The organism is Gemmiger sp., from assembly GCF_057431175.1.
In genome coordinates, this window is the sequence record NZ_DBMDDV010000015.1 from 1 (window position 1) to 18,452 (window position 18,452).

13 protein-coding genes are annotated in these 18,452 nt (G+C 58.8%); 10 read left to right on the plus strand and 3 right to left on the minus strand.

Annotation, left to right across the window (positions count from 1 at the left end):
* Positions 1-171: 171 nt before the first annotated feature.
* Complete coding sequence (locus ACZO0A_RS06905; protein ID WP_291231461.1) at positions 172-1,296, plus strand: hypothetical protein; 1,125 nt, start codon at positions 172-174, stop codon at positions 1,294-1,296.
* Positions 1,297-1,337: 41 nt separating this feature from the next.
* On the opposite strand, the gene ACZO0A_RS06910 is transcribed toward ACZO0A_RS06905, so the two are convergent.
* Positions 1,338-2,306: an RluA family pseudouridine synthase gene (locus ACZO0A_RS06910; protein WP_291231462.1), complete on the minus strand. Its 969-nt coding sequence runs from the start codon at positions 2,304-2,306 to the stop codon at positions 1,338-1,340.
* Positions 2,307-2,402: 96 nt separating this feature from the next.
* On the opposite strand from ACZO0A_RS06910, the gene ACZO0A_RS06915 reads away from it, so the two are divergent.
* The 8 genes from ACZO0A_RS06915 to rlmH all read left to right on the plus strand — a co-directional run bounded on the left by ACZO0A_RS06915 (position 2,403) and on the right by rlmH (position 13,970).
* Positions 2,403-3,128, plus strand: coding sequence for a JAB domain-containing protein (locus tag ACZO0A_RS06915; protein ID WP_215692122.1), 726 nt, complete (start codon positions 2,403-2,405; stop codon positions 3,126-3,128).
* Positions 3,129-3,274: 146 nt separating this feature from the next.
* Positions 3,275-5,314, plus strand: coding sequence for an excinuclease ABC subunit UvrB (gene uvrB / locus ACZO0A_RS06920; RefSeq protein WP_486846185.1), 2,040 nt, complete (start codon positions 3,275-3,277; stop codon positions 5,312-5,314).
* Positions 5,315-5,361: 47 nt separating this feature from the next.
* The gene (gene uvrA, locus ACZO0A_RS06925; protein WP_302377032.1) at positions 5,362-8,217 is read left to right on the plus strand and encodes an excinuclease ABC subunit UvrA; all 2,856 of its coding nucleotides are present in this window, start codon (positions 5,362-5,364) and stop codon (positions 8,215-8,217) included.
* Between the two features lie 142 nt (positions 8,218-8,359).
* Positions 8,360-9,286, plus strand: coding sequence for an RluA family pseudouridine synthase (locus tag ACZO0A_RS06930; RefSeq protein ID WP_302377014.1), 927 nt, complete (start codon positions 8,360-8,362; stop codon positions 9,284-9,286).
* Positions 9,287-9,319: 33 nt separating this feature from the next.
* Positions 9,320-11,158, plus strand: coding sequence for a peptidoglycan DD-metalloendopeptidase family protein (locus ACZO0A_RS06935; RefSeq protein WP_302377015.1), 1,839 nt, complete (start codon positions 9,320-9,322; stop codon positions 11,156-11,158).
* 183 nt (positions 11,159-11,341) lie between these two features.
* A complete protein-coding gene (gene murA / locus ACZO0A_RS06940) occupies positions 11,342-12,625 on the plus strand; it encodes a UDP-N-acetylglucosamine 1-carboxyvinyltransferase (protein ID WP_302370583.1) in 1,284 nt (427 codons plus the stop codon).
* A 57-nt stretch (positions 12,626-12,682) separates the two neighbouring features.
* A complete protein-coding gene (locus tag ACZO0A_RS06945) occupies positions 12,683-13,471 on the plus strand; it encodes an MBL fold metallo-hydrolase (protein ID WP_291211935.1) in 789 nt (262 codons plus the stop codon).
* Positions 13,472-13,484: 13 nt separating this feature from the next.
* Positions 13,485-13,970 carry a 23S rRNA (pseudouridine(1915)-N(3))-methyltransferase RlmH gene (gene rlmH, locus ACZO0A_RS06950; RefSeq protein WP_417345228.1) on the plus strand — a complete coding sequence of 162 codons (486 nt, stop codon included), beginning with the start codon at positions 13,485-13,487 and terminating at the stop codon, positions 13,968-13,970.
* Between the two features lie 117 nt (positions 13,971-14,087).
* On the opposite strand, the gene ACZO0A_RS06955 is transcribed toward rlmH, so the two are convergent.
* Together ACZO0A_RS06955 and mtaB are read right to left on the minus strand one after the other, a co-directional pair.
* Positions 14,088-15,611 (minus strand): 4Fe-4S dicluster domain-containing protein, encoded by a 1,524-nt coding sequence (locus tag ACZO0A_RS06955; protein ID WP_294717782.1) that lies wholly within the window; start codon positions 15,609-15,611, stop codon positions 14,088-14,090.
* 165 nt (positions 15,612-15,776) lie between these two features.
* Positions 15,777-17,075 carry a tRNA (N(6)-L-threonylcarbamoyladenosine(37)-C(2))-methylthiotransferase MtaB gene (gene mtaB, locus ACZO0A_RS06960; protein ID WP_294717783.1) on the minus strand — a complete coding sequence of 433 codons (1,299 nt, stop codon included), beginning with the start codon at positions 17,073-17,075 and terminating at the stop codon, positions 15,777-15,779.
* Positions 17,076-17,202: 127 nt separating this feature from the next.
* Here mtaB and ACZO0A_RS06965 point away from each other — a divergent pair, with 127 nt between their 5' ends.
* Positions 17,203-18,378 (plus strand): D-alanyl-D-alanine carboxypeptidase family protein, encoded by a 1,176-nt coding sequence (locus tag ACZO0A_RS06965; protein WP_486846186.1) that lies wholly within the window; start codon positions 17,203-17,205, stop codon positions 18,376-18,378.
* Positions 18,379-18,452: the final 74 nt, after the last annotated feature.

The window sequence follows — 18,452 nt, forward strand, 5'->3', positions numbered from 1 at the left end:
GTGGAACCCTGCCGCCCTATGACATCGGCAAGGGCGAAACCGCCAAACCCGAAGCACCTGCGCCGGGAAATGCAGAACCTGTGCAGCCTGCCGAACAGACCGAAACCCAGCAGCCAGCCGAGCCGGACAACACCCAGCCCGACACGCAAGAGTAAAGAGTAGGTGTGAACTATGGATCAGAATTTTTCCCTGATGGCGCAGTCCCGCGCTAACTATTACACGGCCGGCAGCCCGGTCCAGTTTGTGCGTGTTGAGCTGCTGAAAGGCGACGTGACCGGTGAGGTCGCCGTCTGCCTGACCTTTAAAAATGTCGGCACCGAGCCGCTGACCGGCTTGGTCGTCCACTTCAAATGTAAGGATGCCGCCGGTCAGGTCCTGTGCGAGGATGACTTCTACTATGAGCAGCTCAACGCCCAGCCCGGTGCTGTGTTCGGCAGTGACGATGCCGTCTATGTCAGCGACACGCCGGTCTCCAGTGTCGAAGTCGAGCAGGATCGCGCATTCCTGAATGGCCGCGGCGTTGACCTGCGCAACTACAAGCGCGTGCGCCTGAATATGCCCCGTGTGCTGCCTGGCTCCATTTCCCGCACTTTGCAGCAGCGCACCGGCAATGTGCAGCTGACCTGCGTGCCCCAGGATACCGAGTACGGCTGGTTCTGCGCCTGCGGCGCGTTCCACCCCAACGAGGAAAACACCACCGTCTGCTCCGAGTGCGGCGGTGACCGCGCAGCCATCAAGGCCACGCTGACCGGCATTTTGGAGGAAGCCCGCCAGGCTGCCGAGCGCCAGCAGCAGGAAGTCAACGCCGTTGCAAACAGCGTTGCGCCTGCCCCGGCCCCTCAGCCACAGGCACAGCCTGCCCCTGCCGCTACTGACCCCCGCGCTATGGCCAACGCCGTGCAGGCCGCTATCACGGGCCAGCAAGATATCCCGCCGCAGAGTGCCTACGAGCCGGAACAGGCTACCGCCGCCTTTGAGCCGCAGAGCAACGGTTATGCGGATGATGAGGACGAGGAAGCCGAGCGCGTCCGCCGTTACGCCCCCAAGGGCCGTCTGTTCGACGACGAGGATGACGAGGACGACGGCACCCAGATGTACGACACCGACGATCTGGACGACGACGATTACGATGATCGCAAGAAGTCCAAGAAGCGAGGCCGTTACGCCGATGACGACGAGTCCAGCGAAGATGACGTCATGGCCGAGCGTATCATCCGCCTGGCCCCGCCCATCACGGCCATCGCCTGCGCACTGATTGTTGCGGTATCCTTGGTCTATCATTTCATTTTGGCATAAAAAATTGCCGTGGCATTCCGCTTTTGGAATGCCACGGCTTTTTATTTTTCTGCCGTCAAACGCTCGAACGTCTTAATGATTTCCGGATCATTCAGCTTAATGACCTTGCCGGAAAGGTAGTGCAGTGTATTTTCCTCGGGGATGCGGCCAAACGTCAGCCGCTGGGCACACAACGCCTGGGTCTTTAGCCCACTGCGCTCGTTCATCTTGCGGTTGCCGTACTTGATATCGCCCAGTACTGGGTGGCCCAGGTAAGCCAGGTGGGCGCGTATCTGGTGGGTACGCCCGGTAATCAGTCCGATGCGGCACAGCGCAAACGGCCCTGCCTGGCGGATGACCGTCACTTCGGTGATGATCTGCTTGTAGCCCTCGCTCTCCCGCGCATGGATGCGCACCTTGTTGTTTTTTTCGCTGTGCTGCAGCCAGGCCACAAACCGGCCCTGGGGCGGGGCCCCCACCGTAATGGTCAGGTATTCCTTCTTCATTAAGTCGTCGCGGATGATGGTGTTCAGATCGCGCAGGGCTGTGTAACTCTTGGCGGCCAGCACCAATCCTTCCGTGCCGCGGTCCAGACGGTTGCACAGTGCCGGGGCAAACCGTTTTTCGGCGTGGGGGTCATACTCGCCCTTGCCCTCTAAATATGCGGCAAAGGCATCCACCAGGTTGGCATCCCCGGTGCGGTCGCTGTGGCAGAGCAGGTGCGCGGGCTTGTACAGCACCGCAAAGTTGGCATCCTCGTACACAACGGTCACAGGGGGCTGTTTGCGCTGCGGCTTGGCAGTCTTGGTGGCTGGCTTGCCCACCGGGAAAAACTCGTCATTGATGTACATTTCGATCAAATCGCCGGTCTGCAGCCGGGTGTCCGGCTCGGCGCGTTTGCCGTTGACTTTGATGCGTTTATTGCGGAACGCCTTGTACATCATGCTGCGGGGCATATCTTTGGTTACGCCCTCCACAAAGCGGCTCAGGCGCACGCCGTTTTCGTTAGGGCCTGCTGTAAAACTTTTCATCGTATCCTCTTTAAAAATCATGCGTAAAACAGTTGTCTAAATGCTCTATTCAGTATATAATAAAACCAGCAAAACGTAAAGATGGGATGTGAAAAAATGGCAGAGGAAAATCTCCACGCGAACCACCGCGCCCGGATGCAGGAGCGCGTTGACCGCGACGGTCTGGACAGCCTGGCCGAGCATGAGGCGCTGGAATACCTGCTGTTTTTGTCTATCCCGCGGGCAGACACCAACGAATTGGCCCATCGGCTCATCAACCACTTTGGGGATTTCTGCAAGGTGATGGAGGCCGAACCCGACGAGCTGATGCAGGTTGAGGGGGTCGGCCCCAAGAGTGCGCGGCTGATTGCCACAGTTATGGCGTTCGGCCGGTACTACCAGCTGAAAAAGCGCAAGACCCGCCAGGCTCTTGACAAGGCCGAGGCGGCCATTGAGTACGTGAAACCCCTGTTCCGCGGCGTGCAGAATGAGCAGCTGTATTTGATTCTGCTGGACGACGCCTGCCGACCGGTGCAGGATCTGCGCATCGCCGAGGGTGTGCCCAACCGCGTGACGGTGGACACTCGGAAGCTGCTGCGCGCCGTGGCCCGCACCAACTCTACCTGCGGCATCCTGGCCCACAACCATCCCACCGGGTTGGCCATCCCCTCCGAAGCCGACCGCCTGACGACCTACCGCATTATGGAAGTCACCGGCCAGCTGGGCTTTACTATTATGGATCATATCATCATAGCAGGGGAGGACGGCTGCTCAATGCTGAACCGTGGCAGCCTGCCCGAGTACCGCCCGGGCGGCGGCATCTTGCAGGCCGCCAGCCGATGAACCTGCCCCAAACGCTCTGCCGCCAGACCGGCAGGGCGCATTTTTTCTGCTTTTTCGCACAAAATGTTCGCAAAGGACTTTACATTAAAAATTTGTCGTGCTATAATCTTTATACAACTAATCGTTGTACTCTGAAAGGAGAGACAATGGACGAAGTTTTTCACTTGAAAGCCCCATTCCAGCCCACCGGCGACCAGCCACAGGCGATAGAAGCGCTGGTACAGGGCATCAACGAAGGGGACGAAGCCCAAACGCTGCTGGGCGTCACCGGTTCCGGCAAAACATTCACGATGGCGAACATCATTGCCCGGTGCAACCGCCCTACGCTGATTCTGGAGCCGAACAAAACGCTGGCAAGCCAGATTTGTACTGAGATGCGCGGCTTTTTCCCGGAGGATGCCGTGGAGTATTTTGTCTCCTACTACGACTACTACCAGCCGGAGGCCTACATTCCCTCCACGGATACCTATATTGAAAAGGACAGCGCCATCAACGACGAGATCGACCGCCTGCGCCACTCGGCCACGGCTGCCTTGTCCGAGCGGCGCAACGTCATCATTGTGGCATCGGTGTCCTGCATCTACTCATTGGGCGACCCTATCGACTACCGCAGCATGGTCATCAGTCTGCGCCCCGGTATGCAGATGGAACGCGATGAACTGTGCAGCCGCCTGGTCAAACTGCAATATAAGCGCAACGACATGAACTTTATCCGCAACAAGTTCCGCGTGAAAGGGGACACGGTGGACATCCACCTGGCCTACAACGATGAGTACGCCATCCGGGTAGAGTTCTTTGGCGACGAGATTGACCGCATCATCGAGTTTGACCCGCTGACCGGTGAGCATAAGAATATTGTGCGCCATGTTGCGATTTTCCCGGCCAGCCACTATATTGTCGGCCCGGAAAAGATGGCGGAAGGCCTGAAAAAGATCCAGGCCGAAATGGAAGAACAGGTCAAAAAATTCACCGAGGAAGGCAAACTTCTCGAGGCACAGCGTATCCAGCAGCGCACGAACTACGATATGGAAATGCTGCAGGAAGTCGGCATGTGCAAGGGTATTGAAAACTACTCTGCCGTGCTGTCCGGCCGTGCGCCGGGGTCTACCCCCACAACGCTGCTGGACTACTTCCCGGACGATTTCCTCTTGATGGTGGACGAGAGCCACGTCATGCTGCCCCAGGTGCGCGGTATGTTTGGCGGCGATTACAGCCGTAAGAAAACGCTGGTGGAATACGGTTTCCGCCTGCCGTCGGCCTTCGACAACCGTCCACTGAAATTTGAGGAATTTGAGTCGAAAATCCATCAAAAAATCTTTGTCTCAGCCACCCCCGGCGAGTATGAGCGCCAGCATTCCAGCCGTGTGGCAGAGCAAGTCATCCGCCCCACCGGCCTGCTGGACCCGCTTATCATGGTGCGCCCAGTCGAAGGGCAGATTGAAGACCTGCTGGGCGAGATACGCACCCGCATTGACCGCGGTGAGCGTGCCCTTGTCACAACGCTTACCGTCAAGATGGCCGAGGATTTGACCGACTACCTGGAAGAACACGGCGTCAAGACGAAATATATGCACCATGAGGTCGATACGTTTGAGCGCATGGAGATCATCAAAGATCTGCGCGTTGGGGCTATCGACGTCATTGTCGGCATCAACCTTTTGCGCGAGGGTTTGGACCTGCCCGAGGTATCGCTGATTGCGATATTAGACGCCGACAAGGAAGGCTTCCTGCGCAGCGAGACGAGCCTAATCCAAACCATCGGCCGCGCAGCTCGCAACGCCAATGGCGTGGTGCTGATGTACGCCGACGAAGTCACGCCCAGCATGGAGCGGGCCATCATGGAGACCGAGCGCCGCCGCGCAATTCAGGATGCCTACAACAAAGAGCACGGCATCACGCCAAAGACCATCGTCAAGGCCATCGGCGACGGGCTGGAAATCAGCATGAGCGAGGAAAACAAGCGGATGCGTCAGCACCGCATGAGCCGCGTGGAGCGTCAGCAGACCATTGAGCGCCTGACCAAGGAAATGAAAGAGGCTGCACGCTTGCTGCAATTTGAGCTGGCCGCCCAGCTGCGCGACGAAATACAGCGCCTGGAACGTGGAGAGGACCCCACCGCCGCCGACACCAGCGAGCGCAAGGCCGCCGCCAAAACACGCAAAGGCAGGAGGAAATATAAAAATTGAGTACCACACCCGAAAAAACGCCTGCAAAGCGCAATTCTAAAATCAAAATCGACCCGAACAACCGCATTGTCATCAAGGGCGCACGGGAGCATAACCTGAAAAACGTCAGCCTGGAACTGCCCCGAGACAAGCTCATTGTCATGACCGGTCTGTCCGGATCCGGCAAGTCGAGCCTTGCCTTTGACACGATCTTTGCGGATGGTCAGCGCCGCTATATGGAAAGCCTTTCCAGCTACGCCCGCCAGTTCTTAGGGCAGATGGAAAAGCCCGATGTGGATGAAATCACCGGCCTGTCCCCGGCAATCTCCATCGACCAGAAAACCACCAGCCACAACCCGCGTTCCACCGTGGGCACGGTCACCGAGATTTACGACTACCTGCGCCTGATGTACGCTCGTATCGGCGTGCCGCACTGCCCGATCTGCGGCCGGGAAATCACCCAGCAGACCGTGGATGAGATGGTGGACGAGGTGCTTAAGCTGCCCGAGCGCACCCGCTTCCAGGTATTGGCCCCGGTCGTCCGTGCCCGCAAGGGCACCCAGGCCAAGGAACTGGACGCCGCCCGCCGCGCCGGTTTTGCCCGCGTGCGTATCGATGGCAATATGTATGACCTGAGCGAGGAAATCGGCCTCGAAAAGAACATCAAGCACACGGTGGAGATTGTTGTTGATCGTCTGGTCATCAACGATACCGTGCGCGGCCGCCTGGCGGATTCCATCGAGACTGCGCTGGCTCAGGCCAACGGCTTGGTGGTCATTGACGTTATCGGCGGCGAACCGATGATGTTCAGTCAGAGCTACGCCTGCCCCGAGCACGGCGTCTCGGTCGAGGAACTGACCCCTCGGATGTTCAGCTTCAACAACCCATTCGGTGCCTGCGAGAAATGCACTGGCCTGGGCACCTTTATGAAAGTAGACCCGGCCCGCGTCATCCCCGACAAGCGCAAGTCCATCCGTGAGAGTGCCATCAAGGCCAGCGGCTGGTACTATGCCGAGGGTTCAATCTCGGAAATGACCTACAAGGCCCTGGGCAAGCACTACGGCTTCACGCTGGACACACCCATCAAGGAGTTCAGCAAGGAGGCCCTGCACGCCCTGCTGTATGGTACCGGAGATGAACGTATTGAGATGCAGCGCGAGAGTATGTTCGGCTCGGGCACCTACTACAACCAGTTTGAGGGCATCATTCCGAACCTGGAACGCCGCTTCCGCGAGACGAGCAGCGAGTGGGTCAAGGAGGAAATCGCCCTTGTCATGTCCAGCGAGGAGTGTCCCGCCTGCCATGGCCGCCGCTTAAAGCCCACCAGCCTGGCCGTGACCGTGGGCGGCATCAACATTTCCGACTTCTGCGACAAGAGCGTCAATGAAGAACTGGATTTCATTAACACCGCCAAGGTCAGCGCCCGGGACGAAATGATCGGTGCGCCGATTTTTAAAGAGGTCAAAGAGCGCCTGGGCTTCTTGAAGAGTGTGGGCCTGGGTTACTTGACCCTGTCCCGCGGCGCGTCGTCGCTGTCCGGCGGCGAGAGCCAGCGCATCCGCCTGGCGACCCAGATTGGCAGTGCGCTGACTGGTGTGCTCTATGTGCTGGATGAGCCGAGTATCGGCCTGCACCAGCGTGACAACGACAAGCTGATTGCCACGATGAAGCGCCTGCGCGACTTGGGCAACACCCTGATTGTCGTGGAGCACGACGAGGACACGATGCGTCAGGCAGACTATATCGTCGATGTTGGCCCCGGTGCGGGCGTCCACGGCGGTGAGATCGTCGCGGCTGGCAGTGTAGCGGATATCTGCAAGGCAAAGCGCAGCATCACCGGCGCGTACTTGTCGGGCCGCAAATTTGTTGAGGTTCCCGCCACCCGGCGCGAGGGAAACGGAAAGTTCCTGCGCGTCGTCAAGGCACGCGAGAACAACCTGCAGGATATCACAGTAGATTTTCCGCTGGGCAAGATGATCTGCGTCACCGGCGTGTCCGGCTCCGGAAAATCGACGCTGGTCAATGAAATTTTGTACAAGACGCTGGCGGCAGCCCTGAACGGTGCCCGCAGCCGTCCCGGCCAGTGCGAGGAAGTTGAGGGCATGGAGTGGGTCGATAAGGTCATTGGCATTGACCAGTCGCCCATTGGCCGCACGCCGCGCTCCAACCCGGCCACCTACACCGGCGTGTTCGGGGATATCCGCAGCCTGTTCGCCAACACCCAGGACGCCAAAATGCGCGGCTACGGACCCGGGCGTTTCAGCTTTAATGTTAAGGGCGGCCGCTGTGAAGCCTGCGAGGGCGGCGGCATCCTGACCATTGAAATGCACTTCCTGCCCGATATCTACGTGCCATGCGATGTCTGCAAGGGCAAGCGCTACAATCGCGAGACGCTGGAAGTCAAGTACAAGGACAAGAATATTTCCGATGTGTTGGATATGACGGTGGAGGAAGCTTGCGCTTTCTTCGCCAACATCCCGAAAATTGCCCGCAAATTGCAGACTTTGCAGGAAGTCGGCCTCGGTTATATCCAGCTGGGCCAGGCCGCCACGACGCTGTCCGGCGGCGAAGCGCAGCGCGTCAAGCTGGCCAATGAACTGGCCCGCCGCGACACCGGGCAGACTGTCTATATCCTCGATGAGCCGACCACCGGCCTGCACGTCGCGGATGTCCACCGCCTGGTCAAGGTCCTGGACAAGCTTGTCGATGCGGGTAACACGGTCATCGTCATCGAACACAATCTCGACGTCATTAAGCGTGCTGACTATATCATCGACCTTGGCCCCGAGGGCGGCAGCGGCGGCGGTACCATCGTCGCGACCGGCACGCCTGAGGAAGTCGCGCAAAATCCCAACTCCTTCACCGGGCAATACCTGAAACCTGTGCTGGAACGCGCGGCAGAATTGCAGCAATCACAAAAATAACACAGACGGCTTTCCTGCGGGAAAGTCGTTTTCTTTGTTGTGCCGCTGTTTTTTTGCCTGCGCATTGCCAGACATTGGGGTTTGCATCACAGCGCGTTTTGTGGTATAATAATCACATGTAGGCTTTGAGGAGGGCGGCGCTGTGACAGTTTTGCGATATACTGTGCCGCCGGAGAACGAGGGCTGCAAGCTGGGGCTGTTCCTGCGAATGCAGGGCGTCACGGCAGGGCTGATCAAGTCCGTCAAGCACGACGGCAGCGGCTTTTTTGCCGATGATGCCCCCCTGCACACCAACCAGCCGGTGCACGCCGGGCAGTGTATTTCCTTTGCGCTGCCACCGGAACATGACACATCGGTGACGCCGCAGCCGGTACCGTTTTCCATCGCCTATGAAGATGAATTTGCCGCAGTGCTCAACAAGCCTGCGGGCATCGCCGTACACCCCACGCTGAACTACCCGGATGGCACGCTGGCCAACGGCTGGCTGTACCATCTGCAGCAGCAGGGGCGCACCGGCATTTTCCGCCCTGTCAACCGCATTGACAAAAACACCAGCGGTCTTGTGCTCTGCGCCCAGAACGCCTTTGCCGCACCGTTGCTGGCTGCCTCGGCCCACAAGTGCTACCTTGCCATTGTGCAGGGGGCAATGCCATTGGGCCGCGGCAGGGTAGAGGCCCCCATTGCGCGGCGGGGTGATTCCATCATTGGCCGCTGCGTGCGGGAAGATGGCAAGTACAGCCTGACGGAATATCAGGTGCTGGCCGTGGGCCGCAGCCACAGTTTGGTGGCCTGCTGGCTCTGCACCGGGCGCACTCATCAAATCCGCGTCCATATGGCGTATATCGGCCGCCCTCTGGCGGGGGACACCCTCTACGGCGGCTCGGATACAGTCATTGCCCGCCACGCACTGCATTGCGCCATCCTGCATTTTGCCCACCCGCTGACAGGCAAGCCTATCCGGGTCGAGTGCCCGCTGCCCGCCGACATGGCCGCCCTGGCCGAGACTGAAAACCTGCTGGACGGCTGGCAGCTGAGCAGTCTGCCCTGCGGCGAAGATGCACTTACTTAAACTTTGTTACACACGGAAAGGAGCTTCCGTATTTTGAATCCCATCCAAACCGATGCGACGCCGAAGAGTGAAAACCTCGCCGGTCAGTCGGAAAGCGCGGAGAATGCGCGCTTTGCTCATTCCGCCCAGGAGAAAAAACGCAACGAGAACCGCCGCAAGGCATCCCGCTACATGAAAGATTTGCAGCGCCGCAGTGTTGTCGGCGATATGCTGTACATGGTCGGTTTCTGGGTCGAGTATGTCTTTGTCTGCGTCGGCCGCAGGCTGGGCGCTGTACTGCACGGTGTCGCCGATACCGCGCTGAACCTGCTGCTTATTGTGCTGCGCCCGATTTTGATTGGGCTAATCACGCTGGTGGAGGACCTGACCGGTCCCTTCGTGCGCATGGCGTCGGGCATCCGCCACATCCAAGCCCTGCCGGACACGATGGAGGAGAGCGAGGCCGGCACTGTCCGTGCCGCCAAGGCCAAGTATCTTGCCAGCGGCATCCGCAAATATGCCATCGTCGTATGGAACGCGATTACATACATCCTGCCCGCCGTGGCAGCTGCGGGCCTGGTGGTCATTGTGCGCGGCGGCCTGGGCCTGAAGTTCGTGCTGAACGTGCAGGTGAACGGCGAAAACGTCGGCTATGTGGAGAGCGAGCAGGTGTTTGAGAGCGCCCGCGAGGATGTGCAGTCGCGTATCAACACCGCCAAGCGTATGCTGCAAAATTCCGGCTCGGACATCACCGACACAAACTGGGACGTCTACCCGACCTATTCGCTGTCCATCGGCAACCAGACAATGACCGAGAGCGAGATTGCCAACGCCATTCTGCGTACCGCCAGTGACGAGATCATCAACGGCACGGCTGTTTATGTGGACGACCAGCTGCTCTATGTCACCACTGAGGGCGACCACCTGCGCACCTATCTGGAAAACATCAAGGCCCCCTTTGAGGATGCCATGGACAGCAGCATCTACACGGCGTTTGCCCACAGTATCCGCTTGGTGGACGGCGTTTACCTGCAGGAATCCGTCAGCTCCTACGCCGATGTGATCAGCGCGCTGAGCGAGGGCGGCGGTATCCACACCTACACTGCTGTCGAGGGTGACACCGTACAGAGCGTTATCGACACCACCGGTGTCAACTTTGACTCGCTGGCACAGATGAACCCCGACCTGCTCTCCCTTGACCAGGAAATTCCCGAGGGCACCGTCATTACGACCGGCGCATCCTCGGCAGAGCTTATCAAGGTCAAGGTCGTCCGCCGCGACACCGAGACCGTGGCAATTCCCTTTGACACCCAGAACTCCGAGTCCGACCAGTACGATTTCGGCAAGGTCGTGACCGTGCAGGAGGGCGTGGACGGCTCGGAAGAAATCACCTACGAAACCACGATGATCGACGGTGCGGTCACTGACCGCCAGGCTGTGGCCTATAATGTGCTGCAGGCCCCCACGCCGGAAATCACCGTCACCGGTACCAAGCTTAAAAACGGCATGGTCGCCAAGGTCGGCTCTGGTTCCTTCATCTGGCCTGTACCGGGCTACAAGTATGTCAGCCGCTGGATGGGCAACGGCCACCGAGGCGCAGATATCTGCGCGGCCTACCACACGACCATTATTGCGTCCGACTCCGGCACGGTCGTTGCTGCCGGCTGGCATTACTCCTACGGCAACTATGTCGAAATCGACCATGGCAACGGCTACCGTACCCTGTACGGCCATATGTCCGAAATTGCCGTTACCCAGGGCCAGGCCGTCAGCCAGGGCCAGACCATCGGCTATGTCGGTTCCACCGGCAACTCCACCGGCAACCACTGCCACTTTGAGATGTCGTATAACGGCGCACTGTTCAGCGCCTATACGCTGTTTCCCGGTATGTAATTTGGCTTGAAAGTGCTGTCGAAAACAAGCACATCTTGTACTGTTTCACAAAAATTTTGCAAATAGGTAGAACAGGACTTTTCAATCACCGCAAAATGTTGTATAATCATGTAAAGTGTGTACTATTGGAACGCTGTCTGACAGAGGGTTGACGGCGAACCGCTGCACAAAGGAGAGCTACACTTGGAAAAATACGTTATTCGCGGGGGCAAGCCGCTGGTCGGCGATGTCAACATTGGCGGTGCCAAAAACGCCGCAGTTGCCATACTGCCTGCCACGATTTTAGCGGGCGGAAAATGCCTGATTGAAAATCTTCCCTGCATCAGCGACGTTATGGCGTCGCTGCAGATATTGAGCGAGCTAGGTGCCAGCATCCGCATGGTCAGCCGCAGCACCTATGAGATCGATACGACGCATATTGACAGCACCGAAGTCTCCAATGAGCTGTCTCGCCAGATGCGTGCCAGCTACTACTTCCTTGGCGCACTGCTGGGCCGCTTTGGGGCAGGGCAGGTCGCCATGCCGGGCGGATGTAACCTGGGTCCGCGCCCCATCGACCAACACTTGAAGGCATTCAACGCCTTCGGGGCCGAGGATTCGGTGGAGTACGGTCAAATCCATGTCAAGTCGAATCACCTTGTCGGCGGCCATGTGTTTTTTGACACAGTCTCCGTCGGCGCGACGATGAACGCTATGTTGGCGGCCGTTCTGGCTGAAGGCACTACGATCCTTGAAAACGTCGCACGTGAGCCGCACATCGTTGACCTTGCCAACTTCCTGAACATGATGGGCGCAGATGTACATGGCGCCGGTACGGATGTTATCAAAATCCACGGCGTCAAGCAGCTGCACGGCTGTAACTACTCTATCATCCCGGATCAGATCGAGGCCGGCAGCTACATGGTAGCCGCCGCCATCACCAAGGGCAATATCACGCTGCACAACGTCATCCCCAAGCATATGGAGCCTATCACAGCCAAGCTTCGTGCCGCAGGCTGCGAGGTGGAGGAATTTGACGATGCCCTGCGCATCACCCGCACAGGTGAGCTACGTCCACTGAAACTCAAGACAATGCCGCACCCCGGCTTTCCGACGGATATGCAGCCGCTGATGACGGCGCTGCTGACCCTTGCCAAAGGTACTTCCATCGTGACCGAGGGCATCTGGGAAAACCGTTTCCGCTATGTGGATGAGTTGATCCACATGGGTGCAAACATCCAGGTGGATGGTCAGGTCGCCGTCATTGAGGGCGTCAAGGAACTGCACCCCGCGCCGCTGCGGGCTACTGACCTGCGTGCCGGTGCCGCCATGGTCATGGCTGCGCTGGCAGCCGACGGCGCAAGCGAAGTGGATGAGACCATCCACATTGAGCGCGGCTATGAAAACATTGTGGAGAAACTGCAGGCCCTGGGCGCAGATATCCGTCGTGTGGAAATTCCGGCCAATGCCGTGAGCCGGGCAATGTAAAAAACTCCTGGGCCGCTTAGGCGGCCCAATTTTTATGGAAAGCGTTAGGACAGACAAATGGCATATTTTACCACCTTGTATTCTGGCTCCTCCGGCAACTGTGGGCTGGTGCGCTGCGGCGACCAATATCTGCTCATCGATATGGGCAAAAGCTGCCGCACAACTCTGACTGCGCTGAAATCCCTAGGACTGGCCGTCAGCGACTGTGCTGGCATCCTCATCACGCACGAGCACTCCGACCACGTCGCCGGGCTGGACACCTTCCTGAAAAAATATCCCACCCCGCTGTACGGCTGCGCGGATACGCTGGATACCCTGCAATCCAGGGGAACCATCCCGCCTACGGTGGATGCAATTCCGGTGGACGGCCAGACGCTTGAAATTGGTGAGTTTACCGTGACATCTTTTCCCACCAGCCATGACGTGCCCTGCTGCGGTTACCGCGTCCGCGCAACGGACGGCCATGTGATGGCCCTTGCCACTGACCTTGGCTATCTGACGCCGGTCGTACAGGATAACCTGATCGGGTGTGACCTGGTAGCGCTGGAGGCCAACTACGACGCTTTCAGCCTGCACGGCGGGCCGTATCCCTACTATTTGAAAGTCCGCATTGCCAGCGACCGGGGCCACTTGGACAACAAGGCCTGCGCGGCGGAAATTCTTGACCTGATCCAGGACGGCTGCAAAAAGTTTGCCCTCTGCCATTTGAGCCAGACGAACAACTCGCCGGAGCTGGCGCTGACTACGGTCTATAACGTGCTGCTGGCAGCGGGCATCCAGCCCGGGCGGGATGTGCTGATTCAGGCGCAGCACCGCAGCGAAGTCAGCCCCTACATTGAATTTTAAGCGGGGAGAGACCATGCAGAATATTGATTTGATTGCCATTGGCAAGATGAACGCCGCCTACTTCGCGCAGGGTGTAGCCGAATATCAGAAACGGCTGGGTGGTTTCTGCAATTTCCGCATTATCGAGCTGCCGGAGGTGCAGATTGCCGACAAAAACGCCAGCGATAAGCAGATTGCCAAAGCCCTGCAAAAGGAGGGAGAGGCGATTTTAGCCAGCGTGCGCAAGGGGGCGTATCTTGTTGCCCTCTGTGTCGAGGGCAGGCAGATGTCCAGCGAGGACCTGGCTGCCATGATTGCTGAGCGTGCCATGAGCGGCGCAGGGGATATGGCGTTTGTCATCGGCTCCTCCCATGGGTTGGACGACAGCGTCAAGCGTGCCGCGCAGGCCCGCATCAGTCTGGGGCGTATCACATTGCCCCACCAACTGGCTCGCCTGGTCCTGACAGAGCAGCTCTATCGCGCCTGCACCATCAATGCAGGGATGAAATACCATAAGTAGGGGCGTCCTCGACGTCCCGGGCGGATGACAAGCATCGGCCCGCAAACCAACCGCCACCCCAAAACAAAAACTGCCCTGTGGAGTCATTCGCTCCACAGGGCAGTTTCTATTTACAAATTAGTAGTGCAGCAGGTCGAGAGAATCCTGATACGGGGTCTCGGTGGCGACCTTCATGGTGGCTTCGCTCTTGTACTTGTTCAGCATAGCCACGCTCTTGGCGGGGTCAGCCAGCGTACCGGCACCGGCAATGCAGCCGCCCGGACAGGCCATGCCTTCCAGCAGGTAGCCATTGTACTTGCCGGCCTTGGCCATCATCATCATCTTCTTGCAGTCGGCCAGACCCTGGGCGCTCATGACCTTGACCTCGCGGTCGGGGTCCATCTTCTTGATGGCGTTGACAACAGCCTGGGCAACACCGCCGGAAGCAGCAAAGCCGCGGGCATCAGCACTGGCGCTGTTGAAGGCATCCTCCGGGTTGTCGGACAGGTCCGCAAAGTTGACAGCCTTCGCCTCGAACAGGCCCATCAGTTCCTCAAAGGTCAGCACAAAGTCGACCTCACTGCGGACGGAGCGACGGCTGGCTTCCAGCTTCTTGGCGGCGCAGGGGCCGACGAAGCAGATGCGGGCGTTGGGCTTTTCCTTCTTGATGAGGCGGGCGGTCAGGACCATCGGGGTCATGGCCATGCTGATGCACTCGGCCTGCTGGGGGAACAGCTTCTTCGCCATAACACTCCATGCCGGGCAGCAGGAAGTGCCCATGAACGGAATCTTGGCGGGGACTTCCTCCATGAAGTCCTTTGCCTCGTCGATGGTGCACAGGTCAGCACCGATAGCGACCTCGGCCACATCGGCGAAGCCCAGCTGACGCATGGCCTCCTTCAGCTTGGCGGGGGTCATACCAGGGAACTGGTTGATGAAGGCAGGGGCGACGATGGCAACGACCTTGTCACCGCGCTTGATGGACTGGATCAGCTGGAAGATCTGACCCTTGTCGACGATGGCACCGAACGGGCAGTTGACAAGGCACATACCGCAGGAAACGCACTTATCGTAATCGATCTCGGCACGGCCGTGCTCGTCAGAGTGGATCGCGCCCATGCCGCAGGCGGCGGCGCAGGGACGCTCGGTCTTGACGATGGCGCTGTAGGGGCAGCTGTTGACGCAGCGGCCGCACTTGACGCACAGGCTCTGGTCAATGTGGCTCTTGCCGTTGCGGAAGCTGATGGCGTGCTTGGGGCAGACCTCCTGGCAGGGATGCGCCAGACAGCCCTGGCACATGGCCGTGACCTTGATGACCTTCTCCGGGCAGGCGTTGCAGGCAAACTTGATGACGTTGATCAGCGGCGGCTCGTAGTACTTGTCTGCGATGACGCTGTGCTCCAGACCCTCGCTGGCAGGGACGCTCTCGTCCAGCGGGCGCAGGGACATACCCATAGCCAGGCGGACACGCTCAGAGATGATGGCTCTCTCCAGGAAGATACTGCTACGCAGGGATTTCTCCTCGCCGGGGATGATCTTGAAGGGCAGCTCACGCATCAGCTGCTCGTAATCGGAAAGCTCGTTGACCTCATAGGCCATGCGGGCAACCTCAGTGAACACCTTGCGACGGATATCCGTTACGGGGGTGTAAATGCCTCTCATTCTAATTGCTCCTTTTTTTTGCTCCGTTTGCTCTTAAATGGACTTATCGGCGGGCATACCCGCTCCTGTTAAAATTTTACCAAAAATCCATGCTTTTTGCAAGAGGACAGGCAACAAAAAACAGGAAAAATAAGCATATTTTTTGCTTCGCAGTAAATGTAGCTATCAGATACTCTCCGCCCGGCAGCGTTTGCCGTCCCACGCTCCCAGCGTCACATCCACAATATCCCCGGTTTTGTGCCCGGGGGCGTTGACCAGCACCGGCAGGTACTGCTTGGTGTAGCCGGTGAACAGCGTGTTGGACAGCGGCGTTTCCAGCAGTACACTGGCCGTGCGGCCCTGCATGGCGGTCACCTCAGCGGCGCGTACTTCCTCCACAGCGGCGGTCATACGGCGGCTGCGGGATTCCTTCTCGTGCTCTGGCACCTGGCCGGGGAAGTCATACGCGGCTGTTCCCTCACGGCGGGAGTAGGGGAACACGTGTACCTTCAAAAATTGCATCCCGGTCACGAAAGCCATGCTGGCTTCAAAGTCTTCCTCGGTCTCACCGGGAAAACCGACAATGACGTCGGTCGTAAAGCTGACCTTCTCCGCACCGAAGGCTTCCCGTAGTTTGGCGGCAATGTCGGCGTACTGGGCCGTGGTGTAGGGGCGGCGCATGGCGCGCAGCGTCTTATCGCAGCCGCTTTGCAGGCTCAAATGGAACTGCGGGCAGAGTTTTTTCACGCCCGCCATCCGGAGAATATCCTCGTCGTGCAGCATATCCGGGTCCAGGCTGCCAAGGCGGATACGCTCAATGCCAGGTACCTCGGCGGCTTTCTCAATCAGTTCCACCAGGCTTGTGCCGCTGTCGGTGCCGTAGCTGGGCAGGCTGATGGCCGTCAGCACGACCTCTTTATAGCCTGCGTCGGACAGACGGCGCAGTTCTTCCAGCACACTGGCCTCGTCGCGGCTGCGCACCGGGCCGCGGGCGCGGGGAATGACGCAGTAGGCACAGCGGCGGTTGCAACCATCCTCGACCTTGACAAAGGCGCGGGTGTGCTCGGCAAACTTATCCATGGGCAGTTCTTCAAACCGTTCTCCCTTCTCGTGGGGACGGATATCTACCACACGCTCCTCCTCGCCGTTCAGCACCTTCTGCACATCGGCCAGAATCGCGTGCCGGTTGCCGGAGCCGGTCACAACGTCAGCCTCGGCGATCTCGGCGGCCTCCTCGGGGAAAGCCTGGGGATAGCAGCCGGTCAACACCGTCACCGCGCCGGGGTTCTCGCGCTTGGCGCGGCGCAGCCACTTACGGCTTTTCTGGTCACCGAAATTCGTGACGGTGCAGCTGTTGACGATATAGACATCGGCCCCTTCCTCGTTGGAGACGACGGTGTAGCCGTTTTCCTCAAACAGCTGTGCCAGTGCGCCGGTTTCGTTCTGATTTACCTTGCAGCCCAAGGTGTAAAAAGTTACCCGCATGGTTTTGTGTCCTTTACATATAGAATAGCTTTCCTATTATAATAGAAAAACCACGAAAGTGCAATACTAATTCCAGGCGCCGCCGCATAGCTTTAGACAAAGCGATTTCCGCCGGAGGTGTGCTGCCATGAAAAAACGTGTCATAACTCTCTTGCTCTGCCTTGTATTGGCGGTGCTGTCCATCCTGCGCGGGTTTGCTGCGTCCGCTGAAGGCATCACCCCTGCCACAATCGCCGACTTTGACGTGCCCTGCGCGGCGGCTATCCTCATTGATGAGGACTCCGGCACAGTGCTGTACGAGAAAAACGCCGACGACCGCCGCCCCATTGCGTCCATCACCAAAGTTATGACGCTGCTGCTGACCTTTGAGGCACTGGAAGCGGGGAAGATACACCTGGACGATTTTGTCCCGGTCAGTGAGCATGCCTACCACATGGGCGGCAGCCAGATATGGCTGGAACCCGGCGAGCAGATGACACTTGACGATATGCTCAAGGCCATCTGTATTTCCAGCGCCAACGATGCCGCTGTGGCGGTGGCCGAGTATGTCGGCGGCAGTGAAACGGCGTTTGCCCAGCAGATGAACACCCGCGCCGCCGAGCTGGGCATGACGAGCACCCACTTTTCCAATGCCTGCGGCCTGGACGAGGAAGGCCACCTCTCGTCAGCCCGGGATGTGGCCCTCATGAGCCGCGAAATTCTCCTGCATCATGCCGAGGTGCGGAACTACTGCTCCATCTGGATGGATACTCTGCGCGGCGGCGCAACACAGTTGGTCAACACCAACAAACTGCTGAAAAGCTACTCCGGCATCACGGGGCTGAAGACCGGCACCACCAGCAAGGCGGGCGTCTGCATCTCCGCCAGTGCCGAGCGCGACGGCCTGCGGCTGATTGCCGTTGTGCTGGGGTCTGCCTCGGGCAAGGAGCGTTTCCAGGCTGCCAGCGCGCTGTTGGACTACGGCTTTGCCCACTATGAGAGCGCTGCCGCTGAGCTGCCCGCCGATGCGCCGCAGACGCTGTCCGTCACCCACGGCACTGCGGAAACCGTGACACTGACCTATACGGCCCCGAATCGCTGCCTGATGCCTAAGGGCGAGGGCACGGCGTTGGAAGCCGCTATCGACCTGCCCGAAAAGCTGGAAGCCCCGGTGACGGCAGGGCAGACTGTCGGTACTGTGACGATACGCAATAACGGCGCGGAAGTGCAGGCATACCCCATCACGGCGGCACAGGACGTTGATGCGTTAAGTTTCGGCTATTGCTTCCGCAAATTGGCACAAAGCCTGGTGACTTTGGATTGATTTTGTGCAAATTTCATGAAAAAGTCGAAAAAACACCCCGGCTTTTGCTTGACAATACCGACAGAAAACGGTAT